This is a genomic window from Erwinia sp. Eh17-17 (assembly GCF_039675725.1).
Taxonomy (GTDB): domain Bacteria; phylum Pseudomonadota; class Gammaproteobacteria; order Enterobacterales; family Enterobacteriaceae; genus Erwinia.
Genome location: NZ_JBDFQT010000012.1, coordinates 34,195 through 54,704, shown reverse-complemented (window position 1 = coordinate 54,704; position 20,510 = coordinate 34,195). Strand labels below are relative to the sequence as shown.

Genomic DNA, 20,510 nt, shown 5'->3' with positions numbered 1-20,510 from the left:
TGCCGGTAACTTAATTTTTGCGACTTACGAGTGACGTTCAAAAAAGGCGAAGATGGCCTCTAAGGCCTCTGCTCGCATGCTGTCTTTTTCGAACAGGATCTCGTGGCGGGCACCGTCGATCACTCTGGGTTTCCCCCCCTCACAGGGCTGGCCGGCGGACATCATCGTCTGACAAAACAGATCCTGAGCACGGTTATCGACGACTTTATCGTCAGAGGCCTGCAGCAGCAGCAGCGGTGTCGTAATCCGGGCCGCCTGGCTTAAAATACTCTGCCCGGCACGTACCCCTTCCCGCACCCAGTGATAAGTGGGCCCCCCTACGCGCAAGCCGGGGTCATCGGCATAAAAACGCAGGTTGCGGCGATAGCGCTCGCGGCTGTGGGTCAGTTCATTAATGGCAAACGGGCGCGCATGCCATTTCCCGGTGCCGAGCGCGTACCCCTCGCGCACCGCCGGACGTTTTTCCGCCCAGTTGAGGATCTGATGGGCCATCCACAGCGGCATCGGCAGGTAAATACCGAACATCGGCGAGGCCAGCACGACCGCATCAAAGGCCGTCGGCTGGCGCGCCAGCATCAGCGCCAGTATCGCCCCGCCCATCGAATGCGCCAGCGCATAGCGACGCCGGTAGTGACGGGAAACAACCTCTTTAAGATATAGCGTTTCGAGATCGTCAACATAGTCTTCAAACTCGACCACATGTCCCCGGTGCGAATCCTGCAACAGGCGGCCGGATCGCCCCTGGCCACGGTGATCGATAATGATCACATCATAACCGTTCAGGAACAGGTCGTAGGCGACTTCGGGGTATTTCACGTAGCTTTCTATGCGCCCGGGGCAGAGCAGAATAACTTTGTCGTGTTGCGGTGAAATGAAGCGGACGTAGCGAATCGGCACGTTCTCAACCCCGACAAATTCGTCCTCTTCACGCAATTTCCAGAAATCCAGCAGCGGCCCGGTGGCAAATGCCGCAAAGGCTTTTTCCCGCGTTAACCAGCTGTGTTTGCGATGTTCCATCAGGTTTCTTTCCAGAAAGGGCAATCCGCTCTCAAAGGGGCGAGGTTGCCCGTAGCGCAGCATTCAACAATAACGTATTGTGTCACAAATGAGCGTTTTCCGGGAGTTTTACCCATGACCATCGAGTGGTGGCTGACCTATCTGTTAACAACCAGCATTTTAAGTCTGTCGCCGGGCTCTGGTGCCATCAATACGATGAGTACCGGTATCAGCCACGGCTATCGCGGTGCCGTCGCGTCAATTTCCGGGCTTCAGGTTGGGCTGTCGCTGCATATTGTGCTGGTTGGCATCGGGCTGGGGGCATTATTTTCCCAGTCACTGCTGGCCTTTGAAATTCTGAAATGGGCGGGGGCGGCTTACCTGGTCTGGCTGGGTATTCAGCAGTGGCGCTCTGCCGGCGCTATCGACCTGAATGCCGTCGCAAAAGCGATGCCACGCCGTAAACTGTTTAAACGCGCGGTACTGGTCAATATGACCAACCCGAAAAGTATTGTGTTTCTGGCGGCACTTTTCCCGCAGTTTATCCTGCCGCACCAGCCACAGGCGATGCAGTACCTGGTGCTTGGTGTCACCACGGTGGTGGTCGATATCATCGTGATGATTGGTTACGCGACGCTGGCAACGCGCATCTCCGCGTGGATCAAAGGCCCGCATCAGATGAAACTGCTTAACCGGATTTTCGGGGGCTTGTTTATTGCGGTAGGTGCCCTGCTGGCATCGGCGCGCAGGATTGCCTGAATAATCGGGTCGACCGGAAAAAAAGGTCGCCCCTACAACTGCAGGAGGCCGACCGTTTTTCGATCGGCCCGCGTTAAAAATTATTCGCCGTCGTCACCGTCAACGTGCTCTTTGATCATTACCAGGAATGGCTTGCCAAAGCGTTCCAGCTTCTTATGCCCGACCCCATTCACACTCAGCATCTCTGACGCCGTCAGCGGCATCTGTTCGGCCATTTCAATCAGCGTGGCATCGTTGAATACCACGTATGGCGGAACATTCACCTCATCGGCGATCGACTTACGCAGCTTGCGCAGTTTGGCAAACAGCTTGCGATCGTAGCTTCCAGCATAAGATTTCTGATTGCTGTTACGCGGTTTAACGCTCACCAGACGCGGCACAGCCAGCATCAGCGGGACTTCGCCGCGCAGGGTCGGCCGTGCGGCCTCCGTCAGCTGCAACGCTGAGTGCATGGCAATATTTTGCGTTACCAGCCCGAGGTGAATCAGCTGACGCAGTACGCTGGTCCAGTGCTCGTGGCTTTGCTCGCGACCGATGCCGTAAACGGGTAATTTATCGTGCTGCATATCGCGGATACGCTGATTATTCGCCCCGCGCAGGATCTCCACGATATAGCCCATGCCGAAGCGCTGGCCGACGCGATAGATGCAGGAGAGCGCTTTTTGCGCTTCAACCAGGCCGTCATAGCGGCGTGGCGGATCCAGGCAAATGTCGCAGTTGTCACACGGCTGCTGCCGCCCTTCGCCAAAGTAATTGAGCAGGACCAGGCGGCGGCAGGTCTGTGCTTCGGCAAACGCCCCCATGGCATTCAGCTTATGGCGCTCAATATCCTGGAGTGGCCCCGGTGCTTTCTCTTCCAGACAGCGGCGCAGCCAGGCCATATCGGCCGGATCGTACAGCAGCAGTGCTTCAGCAGGCAGACCATCACGCCCGGCGCGCCCGGTTTCCTGATAGTAGGATTCGATATTGCGCGGGATATCAAAGTGCACAACAAAACGGACATTGGGTTTGTTGATGCCCATGCCAAAGGCAACGGTCGCCACAACAATTTGCAGATCGTCACGCTGGAAGGCTTCCTGAACCTGTGCGCGATGAGCGTTATCCATACCGGCATGATAAGCCCCGACGCTCAGGCCACGGCTTTGCAGGCGGGCGGCAGTGTCTTCCACTTTCGCCCGGCTGTTACAGTAAATGATGCCGCACTTGCCGCGCTGATCCTGCACATAGCGCAGCAGCTGTTCCGTCGGTTTAAATTTTTCCACCAGCGTATAGCGAATATTCGGCCGGTCGAAGCTGCTGACCTGGATGAGCGGATCGTCAAGCTGAAGCAGGCGGGCAATATCGTTACGGGTGGTTTCATCTGCGGTGGCGGTCAACGCCATGACCGGCACGTGCGGCAGCCGCTGACGCAGCTGGCCCAGGGCACCGTATTCAGGGCGGAAATCGTGGCCCCACTGGGAAATACAGTGGGCTTCATCCACCGCCAGCATGGCCGGGTTCCAGTGCGTTAGCTGCTCAAGGAAGTTGTCCATCATCAGACGTTCAGGGGCGATGTAGAGCAGGCGGATTTTGCCGGTACGACAGCCGGCCATCACTTCCTGCTGCTCTTCACGGTTCTGCGTCGAGTTAAGACACGCAGCGGATACGCCGTTCGCCAGCAGTTGATCGACCTGATCTTTCATCAGAGAGATCAGCGGCGATACCACCAGCGTCAGCCCCTCACGCACCAGAGCCGGGACCTGATAGCAGAGCGATTTTCCACCACCTGTTGGCATCACAACCAGACAATCACGCCCGTTAAGCGAGGCCTGAATGATCGTCTGTTGTCCAGGGCGAAACTGCTGATAGCCGAAGGTCTCGCGTAATACCTGTTCTGCCAGCGTTTCTGTATTGATCACTGCTGCCGTAGACACATCGTCCCCAAAATCTGTAGTGACTGAATTTTCAACCGGGCGGCAAAACCAGCCCGGTAAGCGGCGACCTTAGAACAGGTCGTTAAGCGTCACGCCGGCACCGACGCGCGTTTGACGATGGTTGTAGTCAATCAGGGATTCACCATAACCGCTGTATACCTGCGTGTAAAAACGCACATGCTCGGTTATTGGATAGCTCCAGCCCAGCTCGGCGCCGCCGTAGCCGCTGTTCCAGTTGTACTGGCTCTTCACGCTGAAGATGCTCTCGCCCCACTGATAACCCACCGTCAGGCGATAATACCCCATGTATTTGGTGATATCCGGGTTATCGTCATTATTTTCACTTTCTGGAAGACGGTACCAGGGTTTCACTTCCACCAGCCAGTTACCGTTTTCTGCCATCAGACGTGCATAAACGCGGTTCCAGCTGCGCGAGGTCGGATCAGAGCGGCCGTTAGACTGATGGTTCACGCCGGTTTCAACATCACGCAGCGTCCAGCCAGCAAAGCTGTAGTCGGTAGCAAAACCGAGGAAAATCTGCGGCTCGTAGTTGGTTTCGCGGAACGGCGAAGAGGCACTGCGGTTAGAGAGCTGCCACCAGGATTTCTGAGTATAGGATGCGCCAAGCACCGAGTTGTCACCGAGAATGCCACGCCACAGCGGGAAAGCGAGGCTCAGCTGAAACTTCACTTCATCGTGTTTCGTTTTGTCCCAGTTGTAAGACTCGATCGCTTCCTTATTAATGTTGCTGGTATCGGTATACAACAGATAGTTGCTTTCATAAGGTAACAAAACAAACGGGTTGTCATGTTTCTCCAGCATGTTGGCAATAATACTGCCCTTCACCGCAGGACGGTCATGGATTACTTTAACCGTGGCTTCCTGAGCCAGCACTAATGTCGGAAACAGAATTGCTGACGCCAGCAATCCTTTCAGCAGAGCCATAGAGTTCTCCCAGAGAGGCCGATAAGTGGATAAAAAGCACGCCATTCTACACAGAAAATTCCTAGGGGATTAGTGCTCATTTCTGAAAGTGGAAAGCACTAACAACGAAGCATAATATATACATCCTATTAACCTGATTTTACTCAGAACGCATTACAGGAAAGCCGCTCATGTCAGCAGTACCTTTGGATCAGGCTGCCGCCCGCCGCCTGATCGGTGAGATTTTTGTCTACCACATGCCCTTCAATCGTGCGCTGGGGCTGGAACTTGACCGGCTGGAGTCAGACTATGCCGAGCTGAGCCTGGCAAACCAGACCATGCTGGTGGGTAACTCTGCGCAGAAGATCCTGCATGGTGGTGTGATTGCTTCAGTGCTGGACGTAGCTGCCGGACTGGTGTGCGTCACCAGCGCGTTGACCCGCCAGGAAACCATTACCGACGAAGAGCTGCGCCAGCGCTTATCGCGCATGGGGACGATTGACCTGCGGGTCGATTATTTACGTCCCGGACGGGGCGAACGCTTCACCGCCAGCAGCAGCCTGCTGCGCGGGGGGAACAAAGTGTCCGTGGCGCGCGTTGAACTCCACAATGACGCCGGAATGCATATTGCCAGCGCCACGGCGACCTATCTGATTGGCTGAATCAGTTGCGCGCATAGCGCGAGAGAAAGCGCGCCAGCGCCGGGCCGGTAAACAGGATGGTGAACAGACGCAGCGTCTGCATCGCCATTACAAATGCCATATCTACCCGGCTGCCGGCGGCAATGATCGCTACGGTATCCAGCCCGCCGGGGCTGGTTGCCAGATAAGCAGTCAGCAGATCGATATCCAACGTTTTGGTCAGCATCCACGCCATTGCCGCGCAGAGCAGCATCAGGCCAATAATGGATATCACCATCTGCGGCAGCGTGCGCAGCGCCAGCAGAAACACCGGGCGGGTGAAGCGCAGCCCGACGGTCCAGCCGATCAGCGCATAAGCCAGCGCCAGCAGCCACTCCGGCACCTGTAGACTTACCGCTCCGCTGGTGTGCAGCGTCGCCCCCATAATGGCCGGCAGCAGCAGCGCGCCGGAAGGAATTCTGAATTTTTGGCCAAGAAACGCGCCCAGCAGCATCACGCAAATTGTTGCGGCAAAGCCGGTGTCAGGTGCGGGAAACCACACGATATCGACAGCCTGTGTTTGTTCGCCCAGACCAATACGCGCCACAATTGCGGCAGCGGTAGCGACAAACAGCACCCGCAGATACTGCATAAATGCCACCAGCCGGGTGTCGGCCCCGAAGTCTCCCGCCATCGCAACCATTGCGGATGCCCCACCCGGTGACGATCCCCACGCTCCGGTGGGGCCCGGCAGGCTACTAAAACGCACCAGTAAATAGCCCGACAGCGCACTGGCTGCCAGCGTGAGGACCAGTACCGCCAGCACCACCGGCCAGTCAGCGATCAGCGGTCGCAGGATCGACGGTGACAGGCTTTGCGCAATCATGCAGCCCAGTACCGCCTGGCACAGCACAAAGATACGTTTATCAATGCGAATCTGCGCCCCGCACAGCCCCATCACCACGCCGACAATCATCGGACCAAGCAGCAGCGCCGCCGGGACATGGAAAGCCTGAAGTGCAAATCCAGACAGTAGCGAGACGACAACAAGAACCGCCCACTGCCCGCGCAGAGAAATTCGTTCCATATAGTGAAACTTTATCTATTGAAAGAAGAGGTTAAAGAGTACGCGTTCGGGCAATGATGCGCCAGTTCAGGAAGGGTGATTCGGGCATGGCGACAGAAAAAAACCGCTGGGGCGGGGCTTGATACGTTTCTCAAGCCGGTGCCGGAAAAATCAGTGAGGGATCTCACGCCAGGGCGACGGGATCCCTCACTTTCGACGCTTTACAGCCAGTTCTTGCGCTTAAAGTAGGCGTAAGGTGCCAGCCCGGCGAGAATCATCAGGCCAATGGCCCCCGGATAGCCGAAGCTCCATTTCAGTTCCGGCATGAACTCGAAGTTCATCCCGTAGCTGGAGGCCACCAGCGTTGGCGGCAGGAACACCACCGACACCACCGAGAAGATTTTGATGATGCGGTTCTGCTCGATATTGATGAAACCCATTGCCGCCTGCATCAGGAAGTTCACCTTCTGGAACAGGGATTCATTGTGCGGCAGCAGGGACTCGATATCGCGCAGGATCTCGCGCGCCTGCTCCAGCTGATTCCCCGGCAGACGTGCCTTGCGCACCAGGAAGTTGAGCGCGCGCTGGGTATCCATCAGACAAAGACGGACCTTCCAGCCAATATCTTCCAGTTCGGCCAGCGTCGACAGCGCCTCATCAAACGCATCGCCCTGCTGCCCTTCCATAATGACGCGACTCAGTTTCTCCAGGTCACTGTAGATATTCTCGATCTCGTCCGCCAGCTGTTCGATTTTGGTCTCAAACAGGTCCAGCAGCAGCTCGTATGCGTTCCCGTCGGTCAGAACCTGGTTACGTGCCCGCATGCGGTAAAGACGAAAAGCAGGGAGTTCGCGTTCACGCAGGGTATACAGTCGCCCTTCGCGAATGGTGAAGGCCACCGTCGAGTTGCCTGCATGGTCGTCTGCATCTTCATAAAAGAAAAATGAGTGAATATGCAGGCCATCTTCATCTTCAAAGAAACGTGCCGAGGCCTCGATATCTTCCAGTTCAGGGCGTGTCGCCAGACTCTGGCCCAGCTCGTTTTGTACCCGATCGCGCTCAGCTTCTTCCGGTTCGATCAAATCGACCCAGACGGAACCGATCAGCTCGTCCCTGGCTTCACTTTCATCCAGTTCAAGGCGGGTCAGACGGTTTTGGTCGAGTTTAAATGCGCTCAACATAAGCTGTACTCCCAATTCACAGTAACAAAATGGGACAGAGCGCTTGAACACGGGAAACAGATGTTTCTGTCAGCGATCACCACTGACTCAGAGCGACGGGAAATGCAGGTCGCCAACAACCACGAAGGCTATCGGCAGAAGAGGATAGCCTTAGGAGTTGTACCTGGAAAACAGGTCAATGAGCCAGTATGTACTGGGTGTGTCCAAGGCGAATGTCCTCTTAGGGTAATGGTGGGCGCATGTTACGCTGAGACGAAAAAGGCGTCAAGCGGGGCCATACGCCCTGCCGCTGTCACATGGCTTCAAGTTTGGCATAAGCGGCAACCAGCCACTTAATGCCCTGCCCCTGGAATGCCACCTGCAAACGGCTGTGCTCACCGCTCCCCTCCAGGTTGACGATGGTTCCCTCACCAAACTTGGCATGGTGAACACGCTGGCCCAGAGCGAATCCACTGTCATTTTTCGCGACCGGCGTTCCCATGCGCTGATGGTTAACCGGACGGCTGACGCTGGCGCGCAGTCGTACTTCTTCCACACACTCTTCCGGCAGCTCACCGATAAAGCGCGACGGACGGTGATACACTTCCTTACCATAAAGCCGACGCGTTTCTGCGTAGGTCAGGGTCAGCTTCTGCATGGCACGCGTCACGCCGACATAGGCCAGACGACGCTCCTCTTCCAGTCGGCCGCCTTCATCCAGTGACATCTGGCTGGGGAACATCCCCTCTTCCATGCCGACAATAAACACCTGCATAAACTCCAGCCCTTTGGCCGCATGCATGGTCATCAGCTGCACGGCATCCTGCCATTTGTCAGCCTGCCCTTCACCCGCCTCCAGCGCCGCGTGGGAAAGAAACGCCTGCAGCGGCATCAGGTCTTCATCTTCATCCTGATAAGCGTACTGCCGCGTGGCGTTGACCAGCTCTTCAAGGTTTTCGATACGCGCCTGACCCTTCTCGCCTTTTTCCTGCTCGTACATCAGCCACAGGCCCGAATCTTTGATCACCCGGTCAGTCTGCACATGCAGCGGCATCTCGGCCGTTTCATGCGCGAGCGAATCGACCAGCTCGGTGAAACGTTGCAGCGCCGATGCTGCACGACCCGCCAGCGCTTTTTCCTGCAACAGCGCCCGCGTGGTTTGCCACAGCGTCAGCTGGCGCTCACGTGCGGTCTGGCGCACCACGTCGAGCGTCCGGTCGCCAATCCCTCTGGTCGGCGTGTTGATCACGCGTTCGAAGGCGGCATCGTCGTTACGGTTGGAGATCAGGCGCAGATAAGCCAGCGCATCTTTGATTTCCTGACGTTCGAAGAAGCGCATCCCGCCATAGATACGGTAAGGCATACTGGTTTGCAGCAGGGCTTCTTCCAGCACGCGCGACTGGGCGTTACTGCGATAGAGAATGGCGCAGTCGTTCAGCGCTCCGCCGTTCTCCATCCACACTTTAATGCGGTTAACGACAAAGCGGGCTTCATCCAGCTCGTTGAAAGCACAGTAGAGGGCGATCTGCTCACCGTCGCTGTCCTCGGTCCACAGCTCTTTACCAAGACGGCCGCTGTTATTGGCGATCAGCGCATTCGCCGCCTTCAGGATATTGTTGGTTGAGCGGTAGTTCTGTTCCAGACGGATAGTTTCTGCACCGGGAAAATCCTTCAGGAAGCGCTGAATGTTTTCCACCTGCGCCCCGCGCCAGCCGTAGATAGACTGGTCATCATCACCAACGATGATGACTTTACCGGTGTCACCCGCCAGCATACGGATCCACGCGTATTGAATGTTGTTGGTATCCTGGAATTCGTCGACGAGGATATTGCTGAAGCGTTCACGATAGTGATTGAGAATATGTGGCTTATTCAGCCACAGCTCATGGGCGCGCAGCAGCAGCTCGGCAAAGTCCACCAGCCCGGCACGATCGCAGGCTTCCTGATAGGCCTGATAGATACGCAGCCAGGTCTGTTCAATCGGGTTACCGTAGCTTTCGATATGTTTCGGGCGCAGCCCTTCGTCTTTTTTGCCGTTGATGTACCACATCCCCTGGCGAGCCGGCCACTGCTTGTCGTCAAGGTTCATCGCCTTGATCAGCCGCTTTAACAGCCGCAGCTGGTCTTCACTGTCGAGGATCTGGAAGTCCTGCGGCAGGTTGGCATCCAGGTGATGCGCGCGCAGCAGACGGTGAGCGAGCCCGTGGAACGTCCCGATCCACATCCCGCCCTGACTGGTGCCAATCAGCTGCTCAATGCGGTGACGCATCTCTGCTGCCGCTTTATTGGTAAAGGTCACCGCCATAATCGAATGGGGGGAACAGTTTTCTACCGCCATCAGCCAGGCAATACGATGAACCAGCACACGGGTTTTACCACTGCCCGCCCCCGCCAGCACCAGCAGGTTGCTGCGCGGCGCGGCCACGGCTTCGCGTTGTTTGTCATTCAAGCTGTCGAGCAGGTCAGAAACGTCCATAGGCACCGTCGGGGATCGGGGGCAGCATCAGGCCGCCCACTGGATATTTAACCAGCTTATTATACCAGCGCAGTCAGCGATGCCAACTGCGAAATTGCCAGCGTCGGAAGCAGGCGGGCATCGTTGATGTCCATCAGATTGCCGTTGTGCGCATTTATCCAGCACGCCTGCATCCCACAGCGAACCGCTCCGGCCACATCAGTAGTGAGATCGTCACCAACGTGCAGGATTTGCTCAGGCCGCAGATTCAGCTTTTCAGCGGCGGCATGGTACATATCCTGATACGGTTTAGCCCGGCCGTCCGGCCCCGCGCGCAGCACGAACTGAAAATACGGGTCCAGTCCGCACAGATGCGGTTCTGCATTGCCATTGGTGATGGCGACCAGCGGCATGCGCTGCGCCAGCGCGGCCAGCGTCTTATGCGTTTCCTGCGGCACGTCAATCTGGCTGCGCCAGTGGGCAAACACCGCCATCACCTCACACGAACCACTGGCGGCCTGCGAGGCGGCGATACCGACATCAAGCATCGCCTGCTCTACAGCGCGACGACGCCACTCGCTGACGTCGTGATAGATTTCCGGTTCGGCAGCCAGCAGGCGGTCACGGACCTGCTGATACTGCATAACGGTGTATTCTTTCAGTAAAGGATGGTACGCCTGCAGCGCCGCATGGGACTCCTCGGTCGTCCGGCATATCACCGGATAGTTGTCATACAGGGTGTCATCAAGGTCGAAGGTCATCGCCGCGATCGGGCGCAGTGGTCGGTAAAAGTGCATCAGGATTTTCCTCGTTTCGCACGGGGATGAGCAGCATCGTAAACCGACGCCAGGTGTTGAAAGTCGAGATGGGTATAGATCTGCGTGGTGGTCAGATTGGCATGCCCCAGCAGTTCCTGTACCGCGCGCAGATCACCGCTGGATTCAAGCATATGCGTGGCGAAAGAGTGCCGTAGTTTATGCGGGTGAACATGGCTGGACAGCCCCTGCTTAACCCCCCACTCAGCGAACCGCTTTTGCACGTTACGCGCTGAGATGCGCTTACCCAGTTTCGACAGGAATAGCGCATCGTCCTGCGGGGCAAACAGCTCGCGCAGCACCAGCCAGTGTTCAATCCAGTGCACTGCGGTGCGGCCAATCGGCAGACGGCGCTCTTTGCTGCCCTTGCCAACCACCCAGACTTCACCGGAAGCAAGGTCGAGATGACGCAGGTCGATGCCCACCAGCTCTGACAGACGTAGCCCTGCACCGTACATCACTTCCAGCATGGCACGGTCTCGCACCGCCAGCGGATCGTTCAGGTCGATATCCAGCAGCTGGTTCACTTCATCCACATCAATATTTTTCGGGAGATGTCTTCCCGCACGCGGCGTGGCAACGCCTTTCGCCGGATTCGCGTTGATGACTCCCTGGCTAATCAGCCAGTCGAGGAAGCTGCGTAACGCGGAAAGACGTAACGCCAGGCTGGCAGGTTTCAGCCCGCTCCGGCTGCTGCGGGCCGCCAGCGAACGCACCAGCGCCGCATCCAGCCGTGGCCAGTCACTGACGTTAAGTTCATCCAGCAAAGCAATCACGGCGCTGAGCTGGCGATGATAGCTGGTCTGGGTCAGGGGACTGAGCTGACGCTCAACTTTCAGATAACGCAGGAAGCCCTCTACGGCGGGAAGCAGAGGCGATTCGTTGCTCACACCCGTTCAACCCAGCGTGAGAGAAGCTGCGGCAGCATGAGCGACAGGTGCTGCAAAAGCACCGTACCCATACCCGACTGATAATGCTGGTTATCACGGCTGCTGAAAATCAACACGCCGAGATCCCCCTCTTCCCCCAACAGCGACATCGCGACCGAACCAATAGCTTTTGCCTGCGGCAGTAATAACAACAGCTCAGGGCCGTTGAGGCTACCGAGATAGTGATTCTGTTTGCCGAGACGCTGGATCCTTACCGATTCAAATGCCTGACGCGGTAAGGCGAGTTGGGTAAAGTCAGAAGGAGCACCAATGCGCCATTTCTCGCTGAACAGACGAATATTGGCACCCGCCAGACCAAACTCACGGGCCCAGCGGTGCAGGCGGTTAAGCATGTCATGCAGACTGGTCGCCGCCGCCAGCCGTCCCTGCAGGGCGAAGAGCCGATCGAAAAGCTGCTGGTTAGCACTGGCCTGTTCCATCAGCAATGTAATATCTTCTTCCAGCTGCTGAATATGATTGCGCTGGCGCGCCAGCTGCCACTCCACCAGTGACACCGACCCGCGTACCGGATGTGGCACGATCATCTGCTCGACCTGGCGAGCGTTACGAATAAAGAAGTCTGGATTTTGCAGCAGAAACTCGCTCACCGTGCGATCGTCCAGCAATATTTCGCCAGCGTCCTGCTGTTCTCCGACATTTTTCATAAGTGAATAAACCCGTCATAAACGTGAGTGGCTGGGCCGGTCATATACAGAGGATTTCCCGGTCCTTTCCAGGCGATGTTTAACGTGCCGCCGGGCAGGTCAACCCGCACTTTATCGCTGAGCAACAGCTGCTGAATACCCACCGCCACGGCGGCACACGCGCCGCTGCCACAGGCCTGGGTCTCACCCGCGCCACGTTCATAAACGCGCAGACGAATGTGTTCGCGGCTGACCACTTCCATAAAACCAACGTTAACCCGCTCAGGGAATCGCTCGTGGCTTTCCAGCACCGGGCCAAGCGATTCGACCGTGGCCGTTTTGACGCTCTCAACCTGTAACACGCAGTGGGGGTTGCCCATCGAAACTACACCACACATTACGGTTTGTTCAGCGGCACGCATCAGATAAATGTTTTCCGCTTTGTTCGCGCGGAACGGTACCTGCTGCGGTTCAAAATTAGGTTCACCCATATTCACGCAAACCAGTTCATCCTGGTTAACGCTGAGTATCATGCGGCCGGTTTGCGTACTGACACGAATATCGTTTTTGTTGGTCAGCCCTTTTAGCCGCACGAAACGGGCAAAACAGCGGGCACCGTTGCCGCACTGCGCCACTTCACTACCGTCGGCGTTGAAGATACGGTAGTGGAAGTCGAGATCGGGATCGTAAGGCGGCTCAACGATCAGTAGCTGATCAAAGCCGATCCCCAGGTGACGATCGGCCAGGCGGCGGATCAGCTCTGGAGAGAAATAAACGTTTTGCGTCACGGCATCAACAACCATGAAGTCGTTGCCGAGACCGTGCATTTTTGAGAACTGCATTTTCTGCTCCGCCGGGTGCGTCATAGGTTACTGGGCCGGTTGCGCACTCTGGCCGTTGGTGGTGGCAGGAGTTGTTGTCTGCCGGGCATCAGCGGATGGGGTTGCCGGGGCTGGCTGAGTCACTTGTGATTTCGGCGGCTCATTTTGAGGGAAATAGAGCGGGCCTTTCAGCCCACATCCCGACAGGCTGGCAACTGTAAGCAACAGTGCCAGCTGGCAAATCGTTTTCTTCATTCTCTATCTGCTCGCGAAAGATTTTATTTGCTGTCTATCATCGCAGGTGAAGGTCGAAAAGCAACAGGAAAAGCGAAACAGGGAGTAGAAGCCACGACGATGCACTTAGTGCATCTGGTAACGCTGGGAATAATCTTCGCTGGAACCGCTTTCCGGCAGCGTGGCACAGAGCTGGGTCAGCGTCTGGCTGCGGAACGGGATGACCTGGAAACGCTCATCGACCTTAACAATCTGGTAGAACTGCGGCAGGTTGAAGTTAATAAAGCTGGAACCGTAGGTGAAACGGTCGTGCGAGGAAGAGTAAAAGCGGCTGACATCACGCACCAGCTCCTCTTTACTGCCTTCACAGTGGTGATAAACCTCAACGCGATTGGTTTCATCCAGGATATAAATATTGAAGCCGTGATCGTCAAGCGTGTCTTCAAAGAAGAACTGGATTATCCCTTCGCTGGCATAGCCGTTCACCACGGCAGGCAGGCGTACCTGGTCGGTTTCAACTTTGAGCGACAGGCCGTGCAGTTTGTTATTGGAGATCGCCCCGTAAAACTCAACGGCATTTTCCAACTTCTGCACGGACACGCTCAGACGTTCAAAGAACAGTCCCCAGGTCTGGCCCGCTACGCGTACTGCTTTAAAACGGCCGGGTTCCTGACGGGTACTGGAAAGACGCAGCTCAACACACTCAGATACCAGCTGCTGCACACGCGTACGGATCAATCCACGCAGGTGCTGGCTGTAGCAGAATACTTCGACAGAATCTGGCGGTGAAGCATCCTGATGCATTTTGCCCAGAATAGTTTTCAGCGCCTCGATCATCGCCTGCTCGCCGTTAAAATGCAGGGTTCGCACTTCATTCCACGAGTTGCGATACAGCAGGTCGACACTGCCGACCAGGCACTGCTGCTGCTGGCCAAAGCTGAATACGTCGAGCTTGCGGAAGTCGAAATGCACCACCTGATTGCGGAATGCCGCCGTCGGGTCATATTCCAGATTAACGATAATCGCCAGATGGCGAATTTCGCACGGGCTGTAGAGCGCCTTCGGCGTCGGCGCAGGCAGACGCAGCGGGAAGTGGTGCGAAACATCCGCCACCAGCTCCTGCAGGCGTGCCAGATCGCAGATCTCATTCCCTTTAATGTGCAATCGCGTTTTGCTGGTCAGTAACCCGTTAAACCATGCCCAGGCCACCAGCTTATTCAGATAGCGGTTATATTCCAGCGGCTGATGGCTGATAATCGAGCTCATGTCTGGCGACTGGTTATACAGATACCAGCCAGCGCGGTTAGCACGGCCGTTAGGGACATGGATAAAGGTAAGATGTGACTCAGAGAGGTCGGGCGAGATCTGCGGGTTAAGCAGCGTCACCTTACCCGGCAGCGCCTCAAAGGCAGCATACAGTTTACGCGTCAATACGCCGATATCCTGCGGGCTGGCACTCACGCTTAAATTGTTACGACGGGCAAAGCGGATCAGGTTGCGGTAGCTCTGCATCATCGCATCCAGCAGCTCATTATGTGCCTCGCGGACCTGACTGATTTTCCAGTCTGCACGACTGTCGAGCATGGTAAGACGCTCAACGTCCCAGCCCCACTCTTTCACCTGCTGGCTGAGAATTTCCCGACGCCAGCCGGCCTCGTCAGTATTGACGGACAGTTTTTCACAGACCTTGAGATAAAAGCAGCGGCGCACCAGATCGAGACGCGCATGATCGTCAATACTGGTCAGATAGTGCGTGACGCGCTCCAGCATCATGCAGTAAGGGTCGAGGCCATAAGAGACAATTTCACCATCATGCAGCCGTTGCTTAATGTCCATCGCCAGCAGGCGCGTGGCCGGGTACTCCCACGAGTACGCTTCCAGCAGCAGCGTTTTCAATACGGCTTTATACGGTGAGTCGATACTTTTATACAGCTGCCACAGACTGGCACCGAAATACTCCTCGGCAGACAGCGTGCCCAGGCCACCGAGATCCAGCCATTCGTTTGGCGTCAGTACGCCCTGCTGATACAGCGACATCACGTAATCATCGTAATGTTCTTCTTCTTCACGCGGCACCATATTCCACAGAATACGTTTTCCGGCCATGCGAACGGCAGTGCGATAAAATTCATCAAGCAGCAAAATATGCTGAGTGGAGCCACAGTCTTCCCCACCAAGACTGCCACTTTCGTTGTGCCGGAAGCGGTTTTCATCAATCAGGAAGAAACTCACCTCAACGCCCATCGCGGCACACCACTTTTGCAACAGAGTGCATTTCTTCTGCAGGCTGAGGCGCTCATCATTGTCCAGCCATGACTGGTGGCAAACCCAGATATCCAGATCAGAGGTGAAGTTTTGTCCTACAGAGGAGGTACTGCCCATCGAATACACGCCGGTGATCGGCATTTCGCCCTGTGGCGGAATCGCCGCAGCAGAACCAGATTTTCCTTCCAGATCATTCAGATAGCCTATCTGACTTTCATCAGGCGTGTAGAAGCTGATGCCATGTGGAACGTTACCTTCGAAGTAACCCGGCATCAGCGGATGATGATAATGTAATAAGGTCGGCAGCAGACTGTATACCTGTTGGAAGGAAGGTCCCATCGCGGCCAGTGCGCGGTCAACGCGCAGCTGGTTAATGGCATCCAGTCTCTGTTTCAGTGTCTCAATGTAGAGGTACAAGACGTCTCGCCTGATTATCCCAGTGCCTACACCCTTATATGACTGACAAGGGTATATAAAAGTTCGGTTTCCGAAATCTGCCGCTTGATTTAAAAATAGTCGTGCAGATTATTGCTGGAAACGTGATCAATCTAACACCTGGCAGATTGACCGTAAAGAAAGTTGCGCTACATAACAGTTTAGCACATTTTACAACCAACCCACTGCAATACCTCCCTGTGCCGCCGTTTAACTGACAGCCTTCCCGGTTCAATGATAGGATAATCCGTGAACGATCAAAACGGTATTAAGCATGTCAGACAAAATTTTAAGAATTGCCACCCGTCAAAGTCCACTGGCCATGTGGCAGGCGGAGTATGTACAACAGCGTTTAATCGCCAGTCATCCGGGCCTGCGTGTTGCGCTGGTGCCGATGGTGACGCGCGGAGATGTGATCCTCGATACGCCGCTGGCGAAAGTCGGCGGTAAGGGCCTGTTCGTCAAAGAGCTGGAACAGGCGATGCTGTCGGATCGCGCCGATATCGCCGTGCACTCGATGAAAGATGTGCCGGTAGCCTTCCCTGATGGGCTGGGGCTGGTCACAATATGTGAACGCGAAGATCCGCACGATGCGTTTGTTTCTCACCATTACGATTCCGTCGACGCGCTGCCGCAGGGAGCCATTGTTGGCACCTCCAGCCTGCGCCGCCAGTGTCAGATCAGCGCCCGCCGCCCGGACCTGGTGATCCGTTCACTGCGCGGTAACGTTGGCACCCGTTTAGGAAAGCTGGACGCGGGGGAGTATGACGCCATCATTCTGGCCGTTGCCGGATTGAAGCGGCTGGGTCTGGCTGAACGTATTCGCCAGATCATGCCGGCAGAAGAGTCGCTCCCCGCCGTCGGCCAGGGTGCAGTGGGCATTGAGTGCCGTCTCGACGACAGTTGGGTCACCGGATTACTGTCAGCGTTAAACGACGAAGATACTGCCTGCCGGGTTCGCGCAGAACGTGCGATGAACACCCGACTGGAAGGGGGTTGCCAGGTGCCCATCGGCAGCTATGCCGTGCTGGAAGGCGATCAGCTCTGGCTACGGGGTCTGGTTGGTTCACCGGACGGCAGCGAGATGGTGCGCGGTGAACGCCGTGGCCCACGTGCCGATGCTGTAAAAATGGGTATTTCACTGGCGGAAGAACTGCTGGATAACGGTGCTCGTCAGATACTTGCAGAAGTCTACCAGGGGAATCCGCCAGCGTGAGCATCCTCGTAACCCGTCCATCACCGGCCGCAGACGAGCTGGTCAGCCGCCTGCGCACGCGTGGACAGGTTGCCTGGTCGTTCCCGCTGATTGAATTTACGCCGGGGATCCAGCTGGATATTTTGCCAGCTCGCCTCGGTGGGCTGAAGGCCGGCGACCTGGTTTTTATCCTGTCACAACAGGCAATCCACTATGCCCAGCCAGCATTATCTCGCGTGGGTATGACATGGCCTGCCAGCCTGAACTATTATGCTATAGGTCGCAGCACGGCACTGGCGCTGCACGCCGTCAGTGGTCATGACGTTGTCTGGCCCCACGAGCAGGAAACCAGTGAAATTCTGATCCAGATCCCCGCGCTTCAGGCCGTATCAGGCAAGCAGGCCCTCATTTTGCGCGGCAACGGTGGTCGGGAATTGCTGGCAGAAACTTTGCTTGCCCGTGGTGCTCAGGTAGAGTTCATTGAGTGCTATCAACGCTGTGAAAAGAATTATCACGGTGCGGAAGAGGGGCGGCGCTGGCGTAACTGCGGTATTAAAACCCTTGTCGTGACCAGCGGTGAAATGCTGCAACAGCTTTACAGGTTGTTCCCCGATGTCGATCGGGATGAATGGCTCTTACACTGTCGGCTGGTTGTCGTCAGTCAACGTTTGGCTACTCTGGCCCAGGAACTGGGCTGGGCGGACATTTGTGTCGCCGGGGGTGCCGATAATGACGCGTTACTACGCGCACTTTAATATGGGATGAACCATTATGACGGAACACAAAGATTCCTCCGCCATGGTTGAAGAGACCACCCCAGTGGTTGATACCTCAACGCCAGAACCACAGCCGCCGCGTAACGCGAAAAATAACGGTACGGTACTGAGCGTTGTGGCCATCGCAATTGCGCTGGCCGTGGGTGCAGGCCTCTATATGTATGGAAAACATCAGGCACAACAGCAGGCAGCGGCCAGTCAGGCGCTGGCGGCACAGCTGGCCGATCTGCAACAGTCAGCGGTGAGCGACAACCAGTCGCTGGTCAAACAGCTGGCAGCTCAGACCAGCGCGCTGGACACCTCCCGCCAGCAGCAGGCGGCAATGAGTCAGCAGCTGGATGAACTGAAACACAAAGTCGCGGCCATTTCGGGCAGTGATGCTCAGACCTGGATGCTGGCGCAGGCTGACTACCTGGTGAAAATGGCCGGGCGTAAGCTCTGGAGCGATCAGGACGTCACCACCGCTGCCGCCTTGCTGAAAAGCGCTGATGCCAGCCTCGCCGATATGAACGATCCCAGTCTGATCGATGCCCGCAGGGCGCTTACGCAGGACATCAGCACCTTGTCTGCCCTCAGTCAGGTCGACTATGACGGGGTCATTCTGAAACTGAATCAGTTATCCAACGATGTGGATAATCTGCGTCTTGCCAATAACGACAGCGATAGTGAGCCGATGGATTCTGACAGCGGTGAGCTCTCTTCATCACTGCGTGAATGGCGTCAGAACCTGGTCAAAAGCTGGCATAACTTTATGGATGATTTCATCACGATCCGTCGCCGTGATGCCACGGCAGAACCTTTGATGGCACCGGACCAGGATATTTATCTGCGTGAAAACATCCGTTCGCGTCTGCTGATTGCGGCTCAGGCGGTTCCACGTCATCAGGATGAAATCTATAAACAGTCTATCGACACGGTATCCGCGTGGACGCGCGCCTGGTTTGACAGTAATGATGCGAACACCAAAGCGTTTCTGAATCAACTGGATGACCTCAGCCAGCAGAGCGTATCGATGGATGTACCCGAAGCGCTGCAAAGCCAACCGCTGCTGGATAAGCTGATGGAAACGCGCGTGCGTAACCTGCTGGCTCAGCCATCAGCGCCGTCAGTTCCGTCCCAGCAGCAGGGAGAATAGTGATGCTTAAAGTTCTTTTGCTGTTTCTGGTACTGATTGCCGGTATCGTTTTGGGTCCGCTGCTGGCGGGTCATCAGGGCTACGTGCTGATCCAGACGGATAACTGGGATATTAAAACCAGCGTCACGGCAATGGTGATCATGCTGGTGCTGGCGCTGATCGCCATTCTGGCGCTTGAGTGGCTGCTACGCCGTCTTTTCCGTACCGGTGCCCGCACCCGTGGCTGGTTCAGCGGCCGTAAACGCCGCAGCGCACATAAGCAGACCAATGCCGCGCTGCTCAAACTGGCAGAAGGCGATTATCAGCAGGTCGAAAAACTGCTGTCACGCCATGCAGACCATGCTGAACAACCTGTCGTGAACTATCTGCTGGCTGCGGAAGCTGCACAGCAGCGCGGTGATGAAATCCGCGCTAATCAACATCTGGAGCGTGCGACCGAGCTAAACAGCGGCGATCCCATTCCGGTGGAGATTACCCGCGTGCGTATTCAGCTGGCGCGTAATGAAGATCACGCTGCCCGCCATGGCATCGACCGTTTGCTGGAGATTGCGCCACGCCATCCTGAAGTGTTGCGCCTGGCTGAACAAGCCTACCTGCGCACTCATGCCTGGGGAGCACTGCTGGATATTCTGCCTGCGATGGAAAAAATCAGGCTGGGTGATGAAGCACATCGTCTCGATCTGCAGCAGCAGGCCTGGCTGGGTCTGATGAATCAGGCAATGGCCGAACAGGGCAGTGATGGACTGAAACGCTGGTGGCAGAATCAAAGCCGTAAAACCCGTCATGAACCGGCTTTACAGGTGGCAATGGCGGATCACCTTATCGTCTGCAACGATCATGACACCGCACAGCAAATCGTGCTGGAAGGTCTGAAACGTCAGTATGATGAGCGGCTGGTGCTGCTGATGCCCCGACTGAAAACCGGTAACCCGGAACAGCTGGAAAAAGCGTTGCGTCAGCAAATCAAGCAGCACGGTGCCACGCCGCTGTTACACAGTACCCTGGGGCAGCTGCTAATGCAGCATGGTGAATGGGAGCAGGCAGAAGAAGCGTTCCGTGCAGCATTACAGCAACGCCCGGATGCCTTTGACTATGCCTGGCTGGCCGATACGCTGGACCGCCAGCACAAACCGGAAGAAGCGGCCTCTATGCGCCGTGACGGTCTGCTGCTGACGCTGAAGAATAATCCTTAAATATTAAGGATAAAAAAAACACCTGCCAGCAGTTTGCTGGCAGGTGTAAATTATCAGGTCGGTTAAGACAACCGATTGGTACCCGACTCAACGTATTGTCCGATATCTCCAGCAAGGCGTTAGCGATGCTGGCGGGTGGACAACAGGTACCGTTAAATGGCTCTGCATCATTCCC

18 protein-coding genes are annotated in these 20,510 nt (G+C 56.2%); 6 read left to right on the top strand and 12 right to left on the bottom strand.

Annotated elements, in window-relative coordinates:
• Window positions 1-24: 24 nt before the first annotated feature.
• Window positions 25-1,017, bottom strand: coding sequence for a lysophospholipase L2 (gene pldB / locus ABEH87_RS20365; protein ID WP_346579077.1), 993 nt, complete (start codon window positions 1,015-1,017; stop codon window positions 25-27).
• A gap of 114 nt (window positions 1,018-1,131) precedes the next feature.
• Here pldB and rhtB point away from each other — a divergent pair, with 114 nt between their 5' ends.
• Entirely contained in the window at window positions 1,132-1,755 is a 624-nt protein-coding gene (gene rhtB / locus ABEH87_RS20360; protein ID WP_346579075.1) for a homoserine/homoserine lactone efflux protein, read from the top strand.
• Between the two features lie 80 nt (window positions 1,756-1,835).
• On the opposite strand, the gene recQ is transcribed toward rhtB, so the two are convergent.
• Together recQ and pldA are read right to left on the bottom strand one after the other, a co-directional pair.
• Window positions 1,836-3,668, bottom strand: coding sequence for an ATP-dependent DNA helicase RecQ (gene recQ, locus ABEH87_RS20355; RefSeq protein ID WP_346579074.1), 1,833 nt, complete (start codon window positions 3,666-3,668; stop codon window positions 1,836-1,838).
• A 69-nt stretch (window positions 3,669-3,737) separates the two neighbouring features.
• Window positions 3,738-4,613, bottom strand: coding sequence for a phospholipase A (gene pldA / locus ABEH87_RS20350; RefSeq protein WP_346579072.1), 876 nt, complete (start codon window positions 4,611-4,613; stop codon window positions 3,738-3,740).
• Between the two features lie 170 nt (window positions 4,614-4,783).
• On the opposite strand from pldA, the gene ABEH87_RS20345 reads away from it, so the two are divergent.
• Entirely contained in the window at window positions 4,784-5,254 is a 471-nt protein-coding gene (locus ABEH87_RS20345) for a thioesterase family protein (RefSeq protein WP_346579070.1), read from the top strand.
• A 1-nt stretch (window position 5,255) separates the two neighbouring features.
• Here ABEH87_RS20345 and ABEH87_RS20340 read toward each other — a convergent pair whose 3' ends face one another.
• The 9 genes from ABEH87_RS20340 to ABEH87_RS20300 all read right to left on the bottom strand — a co-directional run bounded on the left by ABEH87_RS20340 (window position 5,256) and on the right by ABEH87_RS20300 (window position 16,018).
• Window positions 5,256-6,299, bottom strand: coding sequence for an AbrB family transcriptional regulator (locus ABEH87_RS20340; protein ID WP_346579068.1), 1,044 nt, complete (start codon window positions 6,297-6,299; stop codon window positions 5,256-5,258).
• A gap of 200 nt (window positions 6,300-6,499) precedes the next feature.
• Window positions 6,500-7,459: a magnesium/cobalt transporter CorA gene (corA, locus tag ABEH87_RS20335; protein ID WP_346579066.1), complete on the bottom strand. Its 960-nt coding sequence runs from the start codon at window positions 7,457-7,459 to the stop codon at window positions 6,500-6,502.
• Between the two features lie 292 nt (window positions 7,460-7,751).
• The gene (gene uvrD / locus ABEH87_RS20330) at window positions 7,752-9,914 is read right to left on the bottom strand and encodes a DNA helicase II (protein ID WP_346579064.1); all 2,163 of its coding nucleotides are present in this window, start codon (window positions 9,912-9,914) and stop codon (window positions 7,752-7,754) included.
• Between the two features lie 59 nt (window positions 9,915-9,973).
• On the bottom strand, window positions 9,974-10,690 hold the full coding sequence (yigB, locus tag ABEH87_RS20325; RefSeq protein ID WP_346579062.1) for a 5-amino-6-(5-phospho-D-ribitylamino)uracil phosphatase YigB: 717 nt from the start codon (window positions 10,688-10,690) through the stop codon (window positions 9,974-9,976).
• A complete protein-coding gene (xerC, locus tag ABEH87_RS20320) occupies window positions 10,690-11,598 on the bottom strand; it encodes a tyrosine recombinase XerC (protein WP_346579060.1) in 909 nt (302 codons plus the stop codon). The genes yigB and xerC overlap by 1 nt, the downstream gene beginning before the upstream one ends.
• The gene (locus tag ABEH87_RS20315) at window positions 11,595-12,302 is read right to left on the bottom strand and encodes a DUF484 domain-containing protein (RefSeq protein WP_346579058.1); all 708 of its coding nucleotides are present in this window, start codon (window positions 12,300-12,302) and stop codon (window positions 11,595-11,597) included. Before ABEH87_RS20315 ends, xerC begins: the two co-directional genes overlap by 4 nt.
• Window positions 12,299-13,123, bottom strand: a complete 825-nt coding sequence (gene dapF / locus ABEH87_RS20310; protein WP_346579056.1) for a diaminopimelate epimerase — start codon at window positions 13,121-13,123, stop codon at window positions 12,299-12,301. The genes ABEH87_RS20315 and dapF overlap by 4 nt, the downstream gene beginning before the upstream one ends.
• A 27-nt stretch (window positions 13,124-13,150) precedes the next feature.
• A complete protein-coding gene (locus tag ABEH87_RS20305) occupies window positions 13,151-13,357 on the bottom strand; it encodes a lipoprotein (protein WP_346579055.1) in 207 nt (68 codons plus the stop codon).
• A gap of 105 nt (window positions 13,358-13,462) precedes the next feature.
• Window positions 13,463-16,018 (bottom strand): class I adenylate cyclase, encoded by a 2,556-nt coding sequence (locus tag ABEH87_RS20300; RefSeq protein ID WP_346579053.1) that lies wholly within the window; start codon window positions 16,016-16,018, stop codon window positions 13,463-13,465.
• 292 nt (window positions 16,019-16,310) lie between these two features.
• On the opposite strand from ABEH87_RS20300, the gene hemC reads away from it, so the two are divergent.
• From hemC to hemY, 4 genes are read left to right on the top strand one after another with little or no spacing between them, the layout of a single operon-like run.
• Window positions 16,311-17,252 carry a hydroxymethylbilane synthase gene (gene hemC / locus ABEH87_RS20295; RefSeq protein ID WP_346579051.1) on the top strand — a complete coding sequence of 314 codons (942 nt, stop codon included), beginning with the start codon at window positions 16,311-16,313 and terminating at the stop codon, window positions 17,250-17,252.
• Complete coding sequence (hemD, locus tag ABEH87_RS20290) at window positions 17,249-17,986, top strand: uroporphyrinogen-III synthase (protein ID WP_346579049.1); 738 nt, start codon at window positions 17,249-17,251, stop codon at window positions 17,984-17,986. The genes hemC and hemD overlap by 4 nt, the downstream gene beginning before the upstream one ends.
• Before the next feature lie 16 nt (window positions 17,987-18,002).
• Complete coding sequence (hemX, locus tag ABEH87_RS20285) at window positions 18,003-19,142, top strand: uroporphyrinogen-III C-methyltransferase (RefSeq protein WP_346579047.1); 1,140 nt, start codon at window positions 18,003-18,005, stop codon at window positions 19,140-19,142.
• 2 nt (window positions 19,143-19,144) lie between these two features.
• Window positions 19,145-20,335: a protoheme IX biogenesis protein HemY gene (hemY, locus tag ABEH87_RS20280; RefSeq protein WP_346579045.1), complete on the top strand. Its 1,191-nt coding sequence runs from the start codon at window positions 19,145-19,147 to the stop codon at window positions 20,333-20,335.
• Window positions 20,336-20,510 lie beyond the last annotated feature (175 nt).